Below are 16,538 nucleotides of genomic sequence, written 5' to 3' on the forward strand. Positions count from 1 at the left end.
ATGGGGTTCCGACCGCCGTCACGTGCGCACACTCACCCGGCGTCGGACGTCGCGTACTGAACGTCCACTTCGTACGGTGTGAACCCGAGCCTGCGGTAGACGGCCACGGCGGGCGCGTTGTCGCCCTCGACGTAGAGGATCACCTGGCTCAGACCACGGTCGGCCAGGTGGCGCAGCCCCGCGACGGTGAGCGCGCGGCCGAGCCCGCCGCCCTGCGCGCTCGGGTCGACACCCACGACGTACACCTCGCCGGCAGGACGGCCGCCGAATTTCGCCGGGTTCGGCGGGTGCTCCTTCGTCCAGTGGAAGCCGATCACGGCGCCGGCCTGCTCCGCGAGGAAGAATCCCCGCGGGTCGAACCAGTCCTCGCGTTCGGTCGCGGCCAGGTCGTCGACCGTGAGCGCGCCCTGCTCGGGGTGCCAGTGGAAGGCGCGGGCGTTGACGTCGACGACGGCCTGCTCGTCGGAGCCGGGGGTGAACGTACGCAGCGTGACACCCTCCGGCAGGTCCGGTTCCGGCCAGTCGGCGCCCGCCGTCTCGACGTGCATGATCAGCAGTTCGCGGCTGCGCAGCAGGCCGTGGCGGCCGGCGAGCCTGGCCGCGCCCGGCTGGTCGCCGTGGGCCCACACCCGCAGGTTGGACGGGTACTCGGCCAGCAGTGCCTCGGCGAGCGCGCCGCCGTGACCGCAGCGCCGGTGGTCGGGGTGTACGACGAGCTCGGCGACCCGCCTGCCGAACGCATCGCCCGAGGCGTCGACGTGGGCGACACCGACGAGGTCGTCACCCGCCGTGGCCAGCAGAAACCGGCCGCCGGAGAACTCGCCCGGCAGCGGGCCGTCCGGTTCGACCTCGGGTTTGCCGTCGACGCCGCGCGCCGCGGTCAGCAGCGCGCGCACCGCCGTGGTGCGTTCGTCGTCCAGGTTCTCGGCCCACTGCAGCTCCACCATGCCCGCCAGGCTATCCGGGTGGGCCGCTGCGGTGCCGTGATCGTCCGACCCGTGGGACGGCGACCCGACGTCGCGTGCGCCGAGGTCGTCAGCGTCCCGAGTACTCGCCGACGTCCGAGGGCTCGGGGACGGTGGGTCCGGCGGCGGGCCCGGGGGCGTTCGCTCCCCCGGGGCTACCCCCTTTTACCGGGCCGGTCGACTTCGCGGGCCGTTCGAACTTGTAGCCGACGTTCCTGACGGTGCCGATCATCTGCTCGTGCTCGGGGCCGAGCTTCGCGCGCAGCCGCCGCACGTGGACGTCGACGGTGCGGGTGCCACCGAAGAAGTCGTATCCCCACACCTCCTGCAACAGCTGGGCCCGCGTGAACACCCGGCCCGCGTGCTGAGCGAGGTACTTGAGGAGTTCGAACTCCTTGTAGGTGAGTTCGAGGGTGCGCTTGCGCAGGCGTGCGGTGTAGGTGGCCTCGTCGATCACGAGGTCGCCGACGCGCAGTTCCGCCTCGACCTGCGGTGCGCCGCCGTCCCGGGTCGTCGCCAGCCGCAGTCGGGCGTCGACCTCGGCGGGGCCCGCGGTGGGCAGCAGGATGTCGTCGGTGCGCCACTCGGCGTTGACCGCGACGAGTCCGCCTTCGCCGATGACGGCGATGACCGGGGTCGTCGTGTCCTCATCGCCCGCACCCTTGAGCAGCCGGCTCAGGCTCTTGGCCGATGCCAGGTCCGACCGGGCGTCGAGCAGGATGACGTCACGGTGGCCCGCGTCCAGCAGCGCGGTGACCTCGGGCGCCCGCACGCGTACGGTGTGCGGAAGCAGATCGAGGGCGGGCAGCACCGAGGTGGCCTCGGATTCCGCAGTGAGTACCAGCAAGTCCAGGCTCATCGCCACCGCCTCACACGTTGTCGAGCGCCTCGAGTCGGGCTCGGGCTGGTCGTCAGTGACAATAGCCTCGACACCCGCCGGGTGTCTGCCATCGTGAAACGGGCATCACACAACGGCGTGTTTGCGGTTTGGTACGACCCCGATCACATTGCGTATCCCGGACGGGCCGGTCACCGCTTCCGCGGTGGCCGCCGAAACGTCCGGAAGACCCGACAGACGCCGATTGAGAGCCGCTTGTGAGTGACACCGTGTCCACCCCGCCGAAGTCGTCGCAGCCGCGCTCGGGACGCCGCATGCGCAAGATCGTCACGATCGTGCTCATCGTGGTGGCCGTGCTGGTCGGTGTCGATTTCGCGGGCGCGGCGTTCGCGGAGCACACGGTGTCGCAGAAGGCGCGTGAGCAGCTGAAGCTCGACAACGACCCCGAGGTGGGCATCGGTGGGTTCCCGTTCCTGACGCAGGCGATCTCCGGCGAGTACGACCACATCACCGTCGAGGCGAAGTCGGTCCCGGTGCAGGACGTGCTGCGGGACGTCGACGTCAAGGCCGAGCTGTACGACGTCGACGCGCCGCTGTCGGACCTGACGCAGGGCAACGTCGACAACATCACGATCGGCCGGGTCGAGGGCGGGGTGACGCTCAAGGCCAGCGACATCAACCGGATCAGCCCGCTGGACAACATCCAGGACCTGCAGATCGCCGCGTCCAGCGAGTCCTACGTCCGCCACGGCGAGGGCTCCGGCGAGCAGTCGACCGGCACCGACGACAGCGCCAACACCGGCGGCGACTCCGGGGACGCGCCCGGTGCGGGTTCCGGCGACGGCTCGGGCTCCGGCGACGAGGCAGACCAGGGGCCCGACGGCGACGACAACGACGACAGCTCCGCGGGCATCCGCCTGTCGGGCAAGGTGCAGATCGCGGGCATCGAGCAGGAGATCTTCGCGTTCGCCATTATCGAGCTCGACGGCACCACCGTGAAGATCACGCCGCACCGGCTGCAGTTCGGGAATGACCAGGAGACGACCGTTGTTCCCCAGGCGGTGCAGCAGCAGCTGCTGCCGAGCTTCGAGGCAGACATCAACACGGGTGATCTGCCGTTCACCGTGACGCCGACCGCCGTGGCCGCCTCGCCCGACGGCATCACGGTGCGCGGCGAGGCGAAGAACGTCACCTTCGCGGGCGCCAACGCCTCGAGCTGAGGCGCGGTCCGCGTCACGTCGCGGGCGGAACAGGTACGACGGGAGGAACCATGACGGGCGTGATCGTCGCCGGGGTGACGCTGGTCGCCGCGGTGGTCGTCGGCCTGGTCGTGCGCGCCCGCAACGGGCGGATCCGCCCGTCGGGGGGAAGCTCCTCCGACGGTGCGGCGCCCGGCGGCGCGGCCGACTCCGCGCTGGACGGGTTGCCCACCGAGGTGCGGGACGCGGTGACCGGTGAGGCCGCCGAGGTGACGCTCGTGCAGCTGTCGACGACGTTCTGCGCGCCGTGCAGACACACGCGTGCGCTGCTCACGCACGTCGCCGAGCGCACCGACGGCCTGCGCCACGTCGACCTCGACGTCACCGACAAGCCCGATATCGCCCGCGACCTGGGCGTCCTGCGCACACCGACGACAATCGCCTACGCCCGATCGGGTGCGGAGCTGTTGCGCGTGTCCGGCGTGCCGAAGCGAGAGGAACTGCTCGCGGCCCTGGAGCCCCGGCTGCCGGACGCCGAATCCGCGGCGCAGCGCTCCGAGTAGCCGCTCCCGCCACCTGCGTCCCACAGAATGAACACGGTTCCCGCGCTGAGGGAGCCTGAGTAGGCTTGCCGCCGTGGACAGGCCGGGTTCTCACCTCCTCCAGCCGGGCGTCGAGTTGACCCGGCGGCGCGCGGTTGACTTCTGCCGTGTGCGTAGCAGCCTGTGTACACCGGTTCACGCACCGAGCCGGCAGTGCGCGCGCAGCTCGAGTCGCTGACTCCGCCGCAGGAGGCAGCCAGTCCAGGAGGTGTCATGTCCGCCCCGCAAGCGGTCGATCCACGCGGTCCCCGATTCGCCGCGATCGTCACGACGGTCGTGCTGGTGGTCGTGCTCGCGACCGGTTGGTGGCCGCTGCTGGCCGCGCAGACGGTGGTTTTCGCGATCGGCGCGTTCGTCGGACTGAAGCCCGCGCCGTACTCGGTGCTGTACCGGCTGGTGGTCGCACCACGGCTGCAGCCGACCGAGGAACGGGAGGACGCGGCGCCGCTGCGGTTCGCCCAGGCGGTGGGCTTTGCGTTCGCGCTGGTGGGCACGATCGGGTATGCCAGTGGCGTGACCGCGCTCGGCATCGTCGCCACGGCGCTGGCCCTGTTCGCGGCGTTCCTCAACGGCGCGTTCGGCTTCTGCCTCGGCTGCGAGATGTACCTGCTGCTCAAGCGCCTCTCGCCGCGCGCGGGGAGCGCCTCGTGACAGGTGCTGCCACCCGCTCGCGCCCGGTCCGCCACACCTGCACCGGCAAGCACCGACAGTCGCATTCGTACGAAGACGAGTAACAGAAAGTGAGTTCCGCTCCATGAGCCGTGAAGACGTCCTGGTCACCACGCAGTGGGCCGAGGAGAACCTGAACACCCCGGGTGTCGTGTTCGCCGAGGTCGATGAAGACACGACCGCGTACGAAGGCGGTCACATCCCGGGCGCCGTCCGGATCGATTGGAAGACCGAGCTGCAGGACCCGGTCCGCCGGGACTTCGTCGACAAGGAGGGCTTCGAGAAGCTGCTGTCGGCCAAGGGCATCGCAGGCGACGACCTGGTGATCCTCTACGGCGGCAACAACAACTGGTTCGCCGCGTACGCGTACTGGTACTTCAAGCTCTACGGCCACGACAAGGTCAAGCTGCTCGACGGCGGCCGCAAGAAGTGGGAGCTCGACGGCCGCGACCTCGTCAAGGAGGTCCCGGACCGGCCCGCGACGAACTACAAGGCGTCCGACCAGGACCTGTCGCTGCGCGCCTTCCGCGACGAGGTCGTCGACGCCATCAACACGAAGAACCTGGTCGACGTGCGTTCGCCCGACGAGTTCTCCGGCAAGCTGCTCGCCCCGGCGCACCTGCCGCAGGAGTCGGCCCAGCGCGGCGGCCACATCCCGTCGGCGGTGAACGTTCCGTGGGCGCAGACCGCCAACGAGGACGGCACGTTCAAGACCGCCGACGAGCTCAAGGAGCTCTACGAGGACGCGGGCCTGGACACGTCCAAGGCGACGATCGCCTACTGCCGCATCGGTGAGCGTTCCAGCCACACGTGGTTCGCGCTGCACGAGCTGATGGGACTGAAGGACGTCAAGAACTACGACGGCTCGTGGACCGAGTACGGCTCGCTGGTCGGCGTGCCGGTCGAGACCGGTTCGAACGGAGGCAAGTGACATGAGCGACGGATGCGGAGCCCCCGAGCAGACGGCGGTCGTCACCGGTGAGGACACCGGCGACCAGGTCGTCGTCGCGGGCAAGGTGACCGGCGGCGAGGGCGCGCTCGGCGGCGCGTACGTGCGCCTGCTCAACGCCGACGGCGAGTTCGCGGGCGAGGTGCAGGCCTCCCCCGAGGGCGACTTCCGGTTCTACGCCGCGCCGGGCGAGTGGAAGGTGCGCGCCCTCCACCGCAGCGGCAATGGCGAGGCCACGGTCGCCGCCGCAGGCCCCGGTCTCCACCAGGTGACCATCGCGGTCGCCTGACCCGAAGCCGAGGAGAGCCCCGCGGATCACAGGTCCGCGGGGCTTTCCCGCGCGCGGGTCCTGCACCCGGTCCCGCGTGTTGCAGCTTCCGGGGCCCGTGTTGCGGATCCGCGGGCCCGTGTTGCAGGTTCCGGAGGCTGTGTTGCAGGTCCAGGGGACCGTGTTGCGCCCGCCCGTGTCCTCTCGGCTGCCGTACTTCCGCGTTGCCACCGGCTTGTGCAGCTGGGCTTGTGGGTGCCCCGGATCCGGGTTACCCCGAGGCTGTGGATAACTGCCGAGGATGTGGACAACCGCTCTGAAGGTCGGCGATCGGCCGCGCTCGGTGGACCGGGCGCCTCACACCCCCGGTCCACCCAGGCCGGCGCCACGGCGTCGCGTCACCGTAGGTCGTAGACGGTGGCTCCGCCGATGGTCGTGGCCTCGAAGTTGGCCTCCACCCAGGAGCTGATCTCGCTGCCGGAGCCGCCGCGACCGGGTCCACCGCCGGGTCCGCCACCAGGACCGCCGGTCGGGACGTCATTCGCTCCGCCACCGCCGCCCGGCCCACCGCCGGGCATACGGCCGCGAGCGCCACTCATGCCGCCGCCTTCGCTCACGAAGTACGCGATCCGTCCTTCCGACACCCACTGCTTGAACTGCTCGAGTGTCGGGGCCGGATCGCCGCCGTTGAACCCGCCGATGGCGATCACCGGACGTCCGGAGGCGAGTTGCAGGCTTCCCTGGCCCTGCGCTCCCACGGCGGCCGCGGCCCAGTCGGTGTCGGTGTCCTGTAGCGCCGCCACGAGCTCGGCGCCGGCCGTTCCCGTGCCAGGGCCGCCTTGTCCGCCCTGGCGGCCCATCATGTCGGTGCCGTCGCCGGCCGGACCGGACATCGGCAGTGAGCCGGTGTGCGGAACCGCCGCTGTCGTCTGCGCGTAGGCGCCCGTCGCCGACAGTCCCGCCAACGCGGTCACCACGGAGACCACGACGGCGGCCCTGCGGAACCGGTGCACGCCGACGGCAATGGCCGTCGCCGCGAGGACGCCCAGTGTCAGCACGATCCACCGCAGCGCGGGCAACCAGTCCGGGGTCCGGTCGAGCAGCACGAATGCCCACACCCCGGTCACCGCGACCATCGCCGACAGTGTGATCCGGGCGGGCAGGTGGTCCCGGCCACGCCACAGCTCGCGTACGGAGATGCCGATCAGACCGCCGATCCCCGGGGCGAGGGCGATCGTGTAGTACGGGTGGATCGTGCCGGACATGAAGCTGAACACTGCGGCGGTGCCGACCGTCCAACCGCCCCAGAGGATCAGCGACGCCCGGGTGCGGTCGGTGCGCGGCGCGCGTCGGGTGAACCACAGTCCGGCGACGAGACCGATCAGCGCGGCGGGCAGCAGCCAGGACACCTCGGTGCCGAAGGAGCTGTTGAACATGCGCAGGAGGCCCGTTTCGCCCCCGAAGGCCGAGCCCATGCCGCCACCGCCGGGACCGCCACCGCCGCCCGGGCCACCGCCGGGGCCCTGGCCGAGGATCCGGCCGAGACCGTTGTAGCCGAGGGCCAGTTCGAGTTCCGTGTTGTTCTCCGATCCGCCGATGTACGGCCTGCTGGCCGACGGCCACAGATCCACGAGTGCGACGAACCAGCCCGCCGACACGATCACCGAAGCGCCTGCGCCGAGGAGTTGCAGCAACCGTTTCGGCAGCGACACCGGAGCCGCGACCAAGTACATCAGCGCGAACGCGGGCAGCACCAGAAACGCCTGCAACATCTTCGTCAGGAAGCCGAAACCGATCGCGGAACCCGCCAGCAGGATCCACCGCCACTGTCCTTTCTCGACGGCACGGACCATGAAGTACGCGCCGAGCACGAGCAGGAACACCAGCAGCGCGTCGGGGTTGTTGAAGCGGAACATCAGCACGGCCACCGGAGTCACCGCGAGTGCACCGCCCGCGACGAGACCGGCGGCAGGACCGGAACACCGGCGCACGGCGGCGTACAGCAGTGCGACGGAGCCGACACCCAGCAGCGCCTGCGGCGCGAGCATGCTCCACGTGCTGAACCCGAAGATCCGCCCGGACAGTCCCATCAGCCACAGCGATGCGGGCGGTTTGTCGACCGTGATGACGTTGCCGGCGTCCAGCGAACCGAACAGGAGCGCCTTCCAGCTCTGCGTTCCGGCCTGCACGGCTGCGGCGTAGAACGAGTTGCCGTAGCCGGTGGAGCCGAGGCCCCACAGGTATAGCACGGCGGTTCCGACGAGCAGCACGGTCAGCGCGCCCCACTCCCATCGAGGCCTGCCGCGCCAGGTCGCCGCTTGCGGCGTCTGCGTACCCGGCGCGGTGGTCGAGCGCATGCGTTCGACCACGCGCGTCGCCGCGTTCATCGGACGGCCTCCTCTGATTCGCTGCCGACGGTGTCGGCGTCTTTGTCGGTGTCGGTGGGGCGGAAGACCCAGCCCCGGAAGAGCAGGAACCGCATGATCGTGGCGAGCAGGTTGGCGACCACGAGCGTGGCGAGTTCGAGGGTGCGGCTCGGCTGGGTGATGACGCCGAGCATCGCGAGCGATCCGCTCGTCAGACCCAGGCCGAGCCCGAAGACGACGAGTCCCTGCAGGTGGTGGGTCGGCGCGCGGCGGGTCCCGCGGACCCGGAACGTCAGCCTGCGGTTGGCCGCCGTGTTGCCGATCGCGGTGAGTAGCAGCGCCGACAGGTTGGCGGCCTGAGCGCCCACGCCGAGTCGGAACAGCAGGTACAGCACCAGGTAGGCGAGCGTGCTGGCGACGCCGACAGCAGCGAATCGCACGAGTTGGCGGGCCAGGTTTTCCGAGACGCCGTCGGCCGACACGGGGCGCGGGGCTCGGCCGAGTTGGGCGCGTAGTCGCGCGACCGGCACCGATCCGGTGACGGTGCCCCGCAACAGCCGGGCGATGCCCTTCAGGTCGGCGACCGCGGTAGAGACGATGTCCACCCGGGAATCGGGATCGTCGACCCAGTCGACCGGGACCTCGTGGATCCGCAGGCCGGAACGCTGGGCGAGCACGAGCAGTTCGGTGTCGAAGAACCACGCCGGATCCGTGACGTGGGGAAGCAGCCTGCTCGCCACGTCGGCGCGGATCGCTTTGAAGCCGCACTGGGCGTCGGAGAACCGGACCGCCAGGGTACCGCGCAGCAACAGGTTGTAGCAGCGCGAGATGAACTCCCGCTTCGGCCCGCGCACGACGTGTGAGCCGCGGGCGAGCCTGCTGCCGATCGCGACGTCCGAGTGTCCGGAGATCAGCGGCGCCACGAGCGGTGCGAGTGCGGCGAGGTCGGTCGAGAGGTCGACGTCGAGGTACGCCAGTACGGGCGAGTCCGAAGTGGACCACACGTGCCGCAGTGCCCGGCCGCGGCCCTTCTGGTCGAGGCGGACGACGCGGACCTCGGCGAGTTCGTCGGCGAGTCGTTCGGCGACTTGCGGTGTGCTGTCCACGCTGGCGTTGTCGGCGACGGTGATTCGGAAGGTGTAGGGGAAGGCACCGTCGAGATGCGCGTGCAGCCGCCGGACGCACGGCTCGAGGTCGGTCTCTTCGTCGTACACCGGCACCACCACGTCCAGCACCGGCGTGGGACCGTCGGTGCCGACGGGCTCGCGCCGTCGGTCTGGTTCTGTCTGGATCGCCGTCATGCCACCACGGTCGGCCGCGGTGCTGGGCCGCGCGTGTGCCGTGGCTGTGCGCCGGCTGTGCGTGTCAGTTCGCAGGTAGCCGCACGGTGAACACGGTGCGGCCGGGTTCGCTGTCGAGGTCGACGGTTCCGTGGTGGGCACTCACGACGGCGCTGACGACGGCGAGGCCGAGTCCGGTACTGCCGTTCGCCCGCGACCGCGACGCCTCACCCCGCGCGAACCGTTCGAACACGACCCCGGCGAGTTCTTCCGGGATACCCGGTCCGTCGTCGGCGACCGACAGCGCCACCGTGTCACCGGCGGCCGACAGTGCTGCGGTGACCGTCGTCCCTTCCGGAGTGTGTTTGCCCGCATTGGACAGTAGGTTGGCGATCACCTGGTGCAGCCGGGCGTCGTCGCCGCGGACCGCCACGGGCTCTGGCGGAACGTCCAGTCGCCACCGGTGTCCGGGCATGGCGACCGTGGCGTCGCCGACCGCGTCGACGACGAGTGCCGACAGGTCGACCTCGGCATTCGCCAGCGGCCGGCCCGCGTCGAGCCGTGCCAGCAGCAGCATGTCCTCGACCAGCGTCGTCATCCGCCCGGTCTCCGACTCGACTCGCCGCAGCGCGTGCGAGGTCGCCTCGGAGAGATTCTCGTCGGAACGCCGGATGAGCTGCGTGTAGCCGCTGATGGACGCGAGCGGGGTCCGCAGTTCGTGACTGGCGTCGGCGACGAACCGACGCACCCGGGTCTCGCTCTCGTGGCGCGCGGCGAGAGCGTCGCCGATGTGCCCCAGCATGCGGTTCAGCGCGGTTCCCACCCGGCCGACCTCGGTGCCGGGATCGGTGTCCGCATCGGGCACTCGCACCGGGAGTTGTACCTCGCCCTGATGCAACGGCAGTTCGGTGACCTGCTCGGCCGTGTCGGCCATCCGCTCGAGTGGACGCAGAGTACGCCGGACGACGAAGGCCCCCGACATGCCGGTGATGAGCAGGCCCGCCAGCGAGACGCCGCCGAGGATCAACCCGACACCGAGCAGTGTCTCGTGGACGTCGTCGAGCGGCAGGCCCGTGATTACGACGTCGCCGAGTTCGTTGTGCAGAGCCGAAACGCGGTAATCGCCGAGCTCGTCGAGTGACACGGTCCGGGGCCGGCCGTCGACCGGGATGTCCAGCAGGTCGTCTTCGAGCGAGGAGCCGAGCGGCCGCGGCGTGCCGTCCTCACCGAGGATACCTGCGTGCACGATGGAGCCGTCGACGACGAGGCCCGCGATCGTGCCGGGAGACATGCCGCGCGCGCCGAGCGGATCGGGTGGCGGGCCCGACGGCCGAGGCGAGTCGGGGCCCTGGCCGGGGCGGTCGGACACCCGGACCGCACGATCGCCCGCGGACATCAGCTGTTCGTCGAGCTCGTGGACGAGGAAGGCGCTCAGTGCGAACTCGGTGACCACGCCGATGATCAGGCAGATCACGGCGAGCAGCGCGAGCAGCTCCCCGATGAGCCTGGTTCGGAGGGATCTGCGGGACGAGCTGCGAGCGCTGCGGACCCCGTGGTCACGTCGCCGGCTTGAGGACATACCCGGCCCCGCGCATCGTGTGGATCATCGGTGCCCTGCCCACGTCGATCTTCTTACGCAGGTACGAGATGTACAGCTCGACGATGTTGGCCTGCCCGCCGAAATCGTAGTTCCACACCCGGTCGAGGATCTGTGCCTTCGACAGCACACGGCGGGGATTGCGCATGAGGTACCGCAGGAGTTCGAACTGGGTGGCCGTGAGGTGGATGTCGTCGCCGCCGCGGGTCACCTCGCGGGTGTCCTCGTCGAGCACGAGGTCGCCGACGACGAGTTGCGACCCGGACGTCGTGGTCAGCGCGCCCGTGCGGCGAAGCATCGCCCGTAGCCGGAGCATCACCTCCTCGATCGAGAACGGTTTCGTGACGTAGTCGTCGCCGCCCGCTGTGAGGCCCGCGATGCGGTCCTCGACCGCGTCCTTGGCCGTGAGGAACAGCACCGGCAGGTCCGGCAGGTCACCACGCATCCGGCGGAGCACTTCGAGTCCGTCGAAGTCCGGCAGCATGATGTCGAGCACCACGATGTCCGGCCGGAACTCGCGCGCCGTGCGCACCGCACTCAGTCCGTCCCCGGCACTGCGCACCTCCCGGCCCTCGTAGCGCAGCGCCATCGAGACGAGTTCGGCGATCGACGGCTCGTCGTCCACGACGAGAGCCCGCACCGACGGCTTCACGACGCCCGGCCGGGTGGGTTCGCTGGTCATGAGCTCATCGTCGCGCACGGGATTGGGACGTGCCTGTGGAGAACCTGTGCGGGAGCTGTGCGACAGGCTTTTCATGGCGCAGGCACAGCTCCCGCACAGTTGGCCGAGGCACCGTGAGCGGCATGAGCGAACGAGACGAGACGCAACAGACCTGGGGAGCGCCGCAGGCGTCCGGCCCACGACGCTGGACGGCCCGGATGACCGCCGTCGCGGTGGCCGTGGGAATCGGCATCGCGGGGGCGAGTGGGTTGGCCGTGTGGGCGGGCACGAGCGCGGACTCCGGCAGCGGGGACGGCTCCGGTGGCATGCCGGGCATGCCTGGCGGGAGGAACGGCGGCCCCGGTGGTATGCAGGGCGGCTTCGGGGGCATGCAGGGCGCACCCGACGTGGATGGCGGGTCCGCCGACGCGTTGCACAGCGAGTCCGTGGTCGAGGTCGACGGCGGCTACGAGACACGGCTGACCCAGACGGGGTCGGTGACGTCGGCGGGAGTGGATTCGGTCACGGTGCGCAGCGCGGACGACTACATCGAGACGTACACCATCGACGCCGACACGGCGGTGACCGGCGGGGCCGGGGACGCCGGCGAACTCACCGAGGGTTCGACCGTCACGGTGACCGCGACGGTCGAGGGCGACACGGCGGTGGCGACCACGATCGGGAACGGCCGGTCGCGGGGTGGCCCGCCTCAGGGCGGTGATGGCGGAGCCGCCGGTGCCGCGCCGCCCGGCTGACCAGGGCGGGGCGTGTCACGCCGGGGTGTCGTCGGGGGCGCCCCGGCGTGACGTTGCGGGACGGCCGTCGACCGCGCGGTGCCGCTGCGCATCGTCGTCGGATCCTCCCTGCGTGTGTTGTCACTCCTGTGCTGGGCCGCCGCGCCCGTCGCCTGCCATGCGTCGCGAGTCGTGACTGGCGACCACGTCGGTGGGCCTCAGCTCCAGGACGACACGGTGCGGGCTCGACAGCAGTCGCAGGAACCGGTCGACACCCGTGGGAGCCAGCCGCCGGGCGAGCACCGGCAGGACCTCGGCGACCGTGTCAGGATCGCGGTGCACGGTGACGTCGCCGCGGACCGACAGCATCTGCCGGCCCGGCAGGCCGGTGCCCGCGTTCGACACGACGACGCATGCGCGGGGGTCGCGGTCGACGCCACGTACCTGGGCGCGGCCGTCGACGCTCGTGAACCAGAAGCGCCCGTCGTGGTGGGCGAAGCTGAGCACGACGGCGGCGGGCGCACCGTCGTCGGCGGTGAACACGAAGGTGCACTCGCTCTGGGTGGTGAGCAGTTCCTCGCGAGCTCGGTCCGACAGTCGTGCGTCGCGGAGGTTCTCGAGGTCGCGCGTGCCGACCGGCTGTGGGGTAACGCCGTCGAACGTCGAGTCGTCGCCGTGCACCGTGCGACCACCACCCCTCGCCGTCCGCGCCGACCATCGAGACACTTCTATTGATTATCACAATTGTCGTCGTCGTGTCACGTCCGGCCCGCGGGTGTGGAAGACCCCCGGCAGTGCCCGGTACGCAGCGTCGTCACGCCTGATCGAGGAGCCGTTCCGCGGCGCCCGCGTCGGTGACGAGCGTGTCGACCATGCCGGAGCGCAGCACCGCGGCGATGGCGTCGGCCTTCTCGGCACCGCCGCTGAGGGCGATCACCTCGGGCACGCGTTTCAGTTCGGGCACGCTGACGCCGAACACGTGGTGGCCGAGGTCGCCGGTGAGTTCGTTGCCGTCGGCGTCGAACAGCCGCGCCGCAACCTCGGCGACGGCGCCTCTGCGGGCCAGTTCCTCACGTTGCTGCTCGCCGAGCACGCTGTAGACGGTCGACTGCCCACTGCGCCACGCGCCGATGCTGACGACCGCCGTGGTGATCCGTGCGAACCGTTCGAAGGCGTCGGCGATGCCCGGTTGTTGCCGCAGCGTCTGGGCGGTGCGGCGGTCGGGCAGGACCAGCGGGCCGAAGATGGGGAAGGCTTCGCCGCCGGACACCTGCGCGACTCTGCGGACCGTTTCGACCGAGCGATCCGCGGAGTGTTCCCGGGTGTCGATGCGCGACGAGACGCCGCACAGCTGCACCACGGGGCAGCGGGCGAGTCGGCGCAGCGAGTCCGTCATCGCGTTGACGGTTCGTGCCCAGACGACGCCGAGTACGTCGTCCTCGGTGACCAGCTCCGTGAGCAGTTCGGCGGCCATCGCGCCCAGCTGCTTGCGCAACTCGATCTCGGTGCGCTGCGCTCGTTCGAGCACCAAAGCGCGACGCAGTCCGTAGGCGGCCGCGACCTCGTCGGACAACGTCGGGTCGAGCGGTGCCGGGACGTCGAACTCGACCCTGATGAGGCCGTTGTCCCGTGCCTGGTCCAGGATTCTGGCCACCTTGAACCGGCTGATGCCGAACTCCTCGGCGATCTCCAGCTTCGACGCGCCCTGGACGTAGAACCGCCTGCCGATCGACGTGGCGAGCAACAGTTCGGCCGGTCCGGGCTGCCAACGTCGCGGCGTTCTGCTCATATGAGCAAGTTAGCACGAACTTCCGCAGGAAACGTTGACTCCGCATCGAGCGAAGGCATTCAATGCTGGCGTCAGTCAACGTTCAGGCAGTGGGCTCGTGCGCTCAGGTGAGCGCCGTCGTCCCGGCTGGTCCTGATCGGCCGCTCCGATGCCGAAGCGGGTGCCACCGAGGTGACTACCCGGCCCGGACGCGGCACGGTCCGGGCCGACCGGGCGCGCACTGCCCGAGTGAGCACCAGGAGGGTGGCGCCTCATGCGGGCCGCGATCATCGATACGCCGGGCTCGGTACGCGTCGGCGACGTCCCCGACCCCAAACCGCGCGACCACGACGTCGTCGTCGAGGTGGGTGCGTGCGGCATCTGCGGTACCGACCTGCACATCGCCGACGGGCACTTCCCGCCCACGCCGTATCCCATCGTCCCCGGTCACGAGTTCGCGGGCCGGATCGTCGAGGTCGGGGCCGATGCGCCGGGCGGATTCGCCGTCGGTGACCGCGTGGCCGTCGACCCGTCGCTGTTCTGCGGACACTGCGGGCCGTGTCGCGCGGGCCACGGCAACCTGTGCGCCAACTGGGGCGCGACGGGCGACACGGTCGACGGCGCGTTCGCCGAGTACGTCGCCGTTCCCGCCGCCACGTGTTACCGCATGCCCGACGAGATGACGTACCAGCAGGGCGCGCTCGTCGAACCCGTGTCGTGCGCGGTCCACGGCGTGCGGCGCATCGGCGTCGAGGCCGGTGAGCGGTTCCTCGTGCTCGGTGCGGGCACGATGGGGCTGATCATGCAGCAGTTGCTGCAGCGCGCGGGCGCGGTCGTCACGATGGTCGACCGCAACACCGAACGGCTCGGCAGACCGCGTGAGCTCGGCGCCGCGGCCGTGGTGGCCGACGTCGCCGAACTCGACGACGAGAAGTTCGACGCCGCGGTGGACTGCACCGGGGCCGTGCCCGCGATCGAGGCCGCGTTCGACTCCCTGCGCCGCGGCGGCAGACTGCTCGTGTTCGGGGTCGCGCCCGAAGAGGCGCGCGTGTCGCTGTCGCCGTTCCGCATCTACAACGACGAGATCACCATCGTCGGCTCGATGGCGGTGCTGCACAGTTACGGCGCGGCGCTGAACCTCGTGGCGACCGGTGCGATCGACACGGCGTCGCTGCTCACGGAGAGCCTGCCGCTGGAGCGGTTCACGGACGCGATGCAGCTCATGCGCAGCGGGAGGGGTCTCAAGACCCAGGTGCTGCCGGGCGGCGCCGATGCGTAGGCCGACGTCGCGGCGGCGCGGATTCCTCGCCAGGCTGGGGATTCTGCTCACCGCGGTGCTGCCCGCGGCCGGTTGCGCCGGTGCCGGTGCGCTCGGAGCCGGGGACGAGACGCTCGCCATCGCGATCGTGTCGAACCCGCAGATGGAGGACGCCGTCGCACTGTCGCATCGGTTCGAGGCGCAACACCCCGGTGTGCAGTTGAAGTTCGTGCAGCTGCCCGAGAACCAGGCGCGCGCGAAGATCACCGCGTCGGTCGCCAACGAAGGCGGCGAGTTCGACGCCGTGATGATCAGCAACTACGAGACGCCGCAGTGGGCGGAGAACGGCTGGCTGGAGAACCTGCAGCCGCGCATCGACGCCGACCCGAGTTACGACGCCGGCGACTTCATCCCGAGCATCAGGGACTCGCTGTCGTATCGCGACGACATGTACGCGGTGCCGTTCTACGGCGAGTCGTCCTTCGTGGCCTATCGCAAGGACCTGTTCGAGCAGGCGGGCCTGGAGATGCCGGAGAACCCGACGTGGGAGCAGATCCGAGGGTTCGCGAAACGGCTGCACGACCCGCAACGCGGGATCGCGGGCATCTGCCTGCGCGGCAAGCCGGGCTGGGGCGAGAGCCTCGCGCCGTTCAACACCGTCGTGAACACGTTCGGCGGCCGCTGGTACGACGAGAACTGGAACGCGAGGCTCGACTCGCCGGAGTTCCGCAAGGCGTGGAGCTTCTACATCGACCTGGTGCGCGACTACGGTGAGGTCGGCGCGTCGTCGGCGGGCTTCCAGGAATGCGGAAACCGTTACGGCCGTGGTGAGGCCGCGATGTGGTACGACGCGACCGTCATGGCGGGCACCAACGAGGACCCGCAGAGCAGTGAGGTCGTCGGCAAGTCCGGATACGCACCCGCGCCGACGCAGCGCACCGAGGCGGGCGGTTGGCTGTACACGTGGTCGCTCGCGATCCCCGAGGTCACGGAGAACAAGGACACCGCCTGGGCATTCCTGCGCTGGATGACGGGCAAGGAGTTCGTGCAGACCGTCGGCGACGAGTTCGGCTGGAACCGCGTCCCCACCGGGTCACGGAACTCCACGTACGACATCCCGCAGTACCGGGAGGCCGCCGAGGCGTACGCACAGCCCACATTGGACGCCATCAGTGTCGCCGACCAGGAGCACACGATGACGAAACCCGTGCCGTACGACGGACTCCAGTTTCTGAGTATCCCGGAGTTCCAGGACCTCGGCACGCGCGTGTCGCAGCAGCTCTCGGCCGCCATCGCGGGCCAGAAGTCGCCCGACGACGCTCTGGCGCAGGCCCAGGAGTATGCGGAGACGGTCGGCAAGTCCTATCAGGAGAGCGGAGAATGA

General features: G+C 70.3%; 16 protein-coding genes. 8 read left to right on the forward strand and 8 right to left on the reverse strand.

All coding sequences use genetic code 11. From position 1 onward, the window contains the following. Nucleotides 1-32 precede the first annotated feature (32 nt). Together mshD and LY13_RS11610 are read right to left on the reverse strand one after the other, a co-directional pair. A complete protein-coding gene (gene mshD / locus LY13_RS11605; RefSeq protein ID WP_253828367.1) occupies nt 33-947 on the reverse strand; it encodes a mycothiol synthase in 915 nt (304 codons plus the stop codon). Between the two features lie 88 nt (nt 948-1,035). Then, nucleotides 1,036-1,824, reverse strand: a complete 789-nt coding sequence (locus LY13_RS11610) for a winged helix-turn-helix transcriptional regulator (RefSeq protein WP_253828368.1) — start codon at nt 1,822-1,824, stop codon at nt 1,036-1,038. Nucleotides 1,825-2,117: 293 nt separating this feature from the next. On the opposite strand from LY13_RS11610, the gene LY13_RS11615 reads away from it, so the two are divergent. The 5 genes from LY13_RS11615 (at nt 2,118) to LY13_RS11635 (ending at nt 5,511) form a co-directional block, all read left to right on the forward strand. Continuing rightward, a complete protein-coding gene (locus tag LY13_RS11615) occupies nt 2,118-3,023 on the forward strand; it encodes an LmeA family phospholipid-binding protein (protein ID WP_253828454.1) in 906 nt (301 codons plus the stop codon). A gap of 50 nt (nt 3,024-3,073) precedes the next feature. Continuing rightward, nucleotides 3,074-3,565 (forward strand): thioredoxin family protein, encoded by a 492-nt coding sequence (locus tag LY13_RS11620; protein WP_253828369.1) that lies wholly within the window; start codon nt 3,074-3,076, stop codon nt 3,563-3,565. Nucleotides 3,566-3,817: 252 nt separating this feature from the next. Further along, the gene (locus LY13_RS11625; protein ID WP_253828370.1) at nt 3,818-4,255 is read left to right on the forward strand and encodes a DUF4395 domain-containing protein; all 438 of its coding nucleotides are present in this window, start codon (nt 3,818-3,820) and stop codon (nt 4,253-4,255) included. 103 nt (nt 4,256-4,358) lie between these two features. Then, entirely contained in the window at nt 4,359-5,204 is an 846-nt protein-coding gene (locus tag LY13_RS11630; protein ID WP_253828373.1) for a sulfurtransferase, read from the forward strand. Between the two features lies 1 nt (nt 5,205). Then, nucleotides 5,206-5,511, forward strand: coding sequence for a DUF1416 domain-containing protein (locus LY13_RS11635; protein WP_253828376.1), 306 nt, complete (start codon nt 5,206-5,208; stop codon nt 5,509-5,511). Between the two features lie 377 nt (nt 5,512-5,888). Here LY13_RS11635 and LY13_RS11640 read toward each other — a convergent pair whose 3' ends face one another. The 4 genes from LY13_RS11640 to LY13_RS11655 form a co-directional block, all read right to left on the reverse strand. Then, a complete protein-coding gene (locus tag LY13_RS11640; RefSeq protein ID WP_253828378.1) occupies nt 5,889-7,877 on the reverse strand; it encodes an ArnT family glycosyltransferase in 1,989 nt (662 codons plus the stop codon). Further along, the gene (locus LY13_RS11645) at nt 7,874-9,157 is read right to left on the reverse strand and encodes a bifunctional glycosyltransferase family 2/GtrA family protein (RefSeq protein WP_253828379.1); all 1,284 of its coding nucleotides are present in this window, start codon (nt 9,155-9,157) and stop codon (nt 7,874-7,876) included. Before LY13_RS11645 ends, LY13_RS11640 begins: the two co-directional genes overlap by 4 nt. Before the next feature lie 64 nt (nt 9,158-9,221). Then, a complete protein-coding gene (locus LY13_RS11650; protein ID WP_253828380.1) occupies nt 9,222-10,715 on the reverse strand; it encodes a sensor histidine kinase in 1,494 nt (497 codons plus the stop codon). Next, nucleotides 10,693-11,415 (reverse strand): response regulator transcription factor, encoded by a 723-nt coding sequence (locus LY13_RS11655; protein ID WP_253828382.1) that lies wholly within the window; start codon nt 11,413-11,415, stop codon nt 10,693-10,695. The genes LY13_RS11650 and LY13_RS11655 overlap by 23 nt, the downstream gene beginning before the upstream one ends. A 122-nt stretch (nt 11,416-11,537) precedes the next feature. On the opposite strand from LY13_RS11655, the gene LY13_RS11660 reads away from it, so the two are divergent. Next, complete coding sequence (locus LY13_RS11660; protein ID WP_253828383.1) at nt 11,538-12,149, forward strand: hypothetical protein; 612 nt, start codon at nt 11,538-11,540, stop codon at nt 12,147-12,149. Nucleotides 12,150-12,269: 120 nt separating this feature from the next. Here LY13_RS11660 and LY13_RS11665 read toward each other — a convergent pair whose 3' ends face one another. Continuing rightward, entirely contained in the window at nt 12,270-12,809 is a 540-nt protein-coding gene (locus tag LY13_RS11665; protein ID WP_253828386.1) for a pyridoxamine 5'-phosphate oxidase family protein, read from the reverse strand. A gap of 133 nt (nt 12,810-12,942) precedes the next feature. Beyond that, the gene (locus LY13_RS11670) at nt 12,943-13,917 is read right to left on the reverse strand and encodes a sugar-binding transcriptional regulator (RefSeq protein ID WP_253828389.1); all 975 of its coding nucleotides are present in this window, start codon (nt 13,915-13,917) and stop codon (nt 12,943-12,945) included. 253 nt (nt 13,918-14,170) lie between these two features. On the opposite strand from LY13_RS11670, the gene LY13_RS11675 reads away from it, so the two are divergent. Continuing rightward, nucleotides 14,171-15,175 (forward strand): zinc-dependent alcohol dehydrogenase family protein, encoded by a 1,005-nt coding sequence (locus LY13_RS11675; protein WP_253828391.1) that lies wholly within the window; start codon nt 14,171-14,173, stop codon nt 15,173-15,175. Beyond that, nucleotides 15,168-16,538 (forward strand): ABC transporter substrate-binding protein, encoded by a 1,371-nt coding sequence (locus LY13_RS11680; RefSeq protein WP_253828392.1) that lies wholly within the window; start codon nt 15,168-15,170, stop codon nt 16,536-16,538. Before LY13_RS11675 ends, LY13_RS11680 begins: the two co-directional genes overlap by 8 nt.

Origin of the sequence: Prauserella aidingensis, from assembly GCF_024171865.1 — a bacterium.
GTDB classification, from domain to species: domain Bacteria; phylum Actinomycetota; class Actinomycetes; order Mycobacteriales; family Pseudonocardiaceae; genus Prauserella; species Prauserella aidingensis.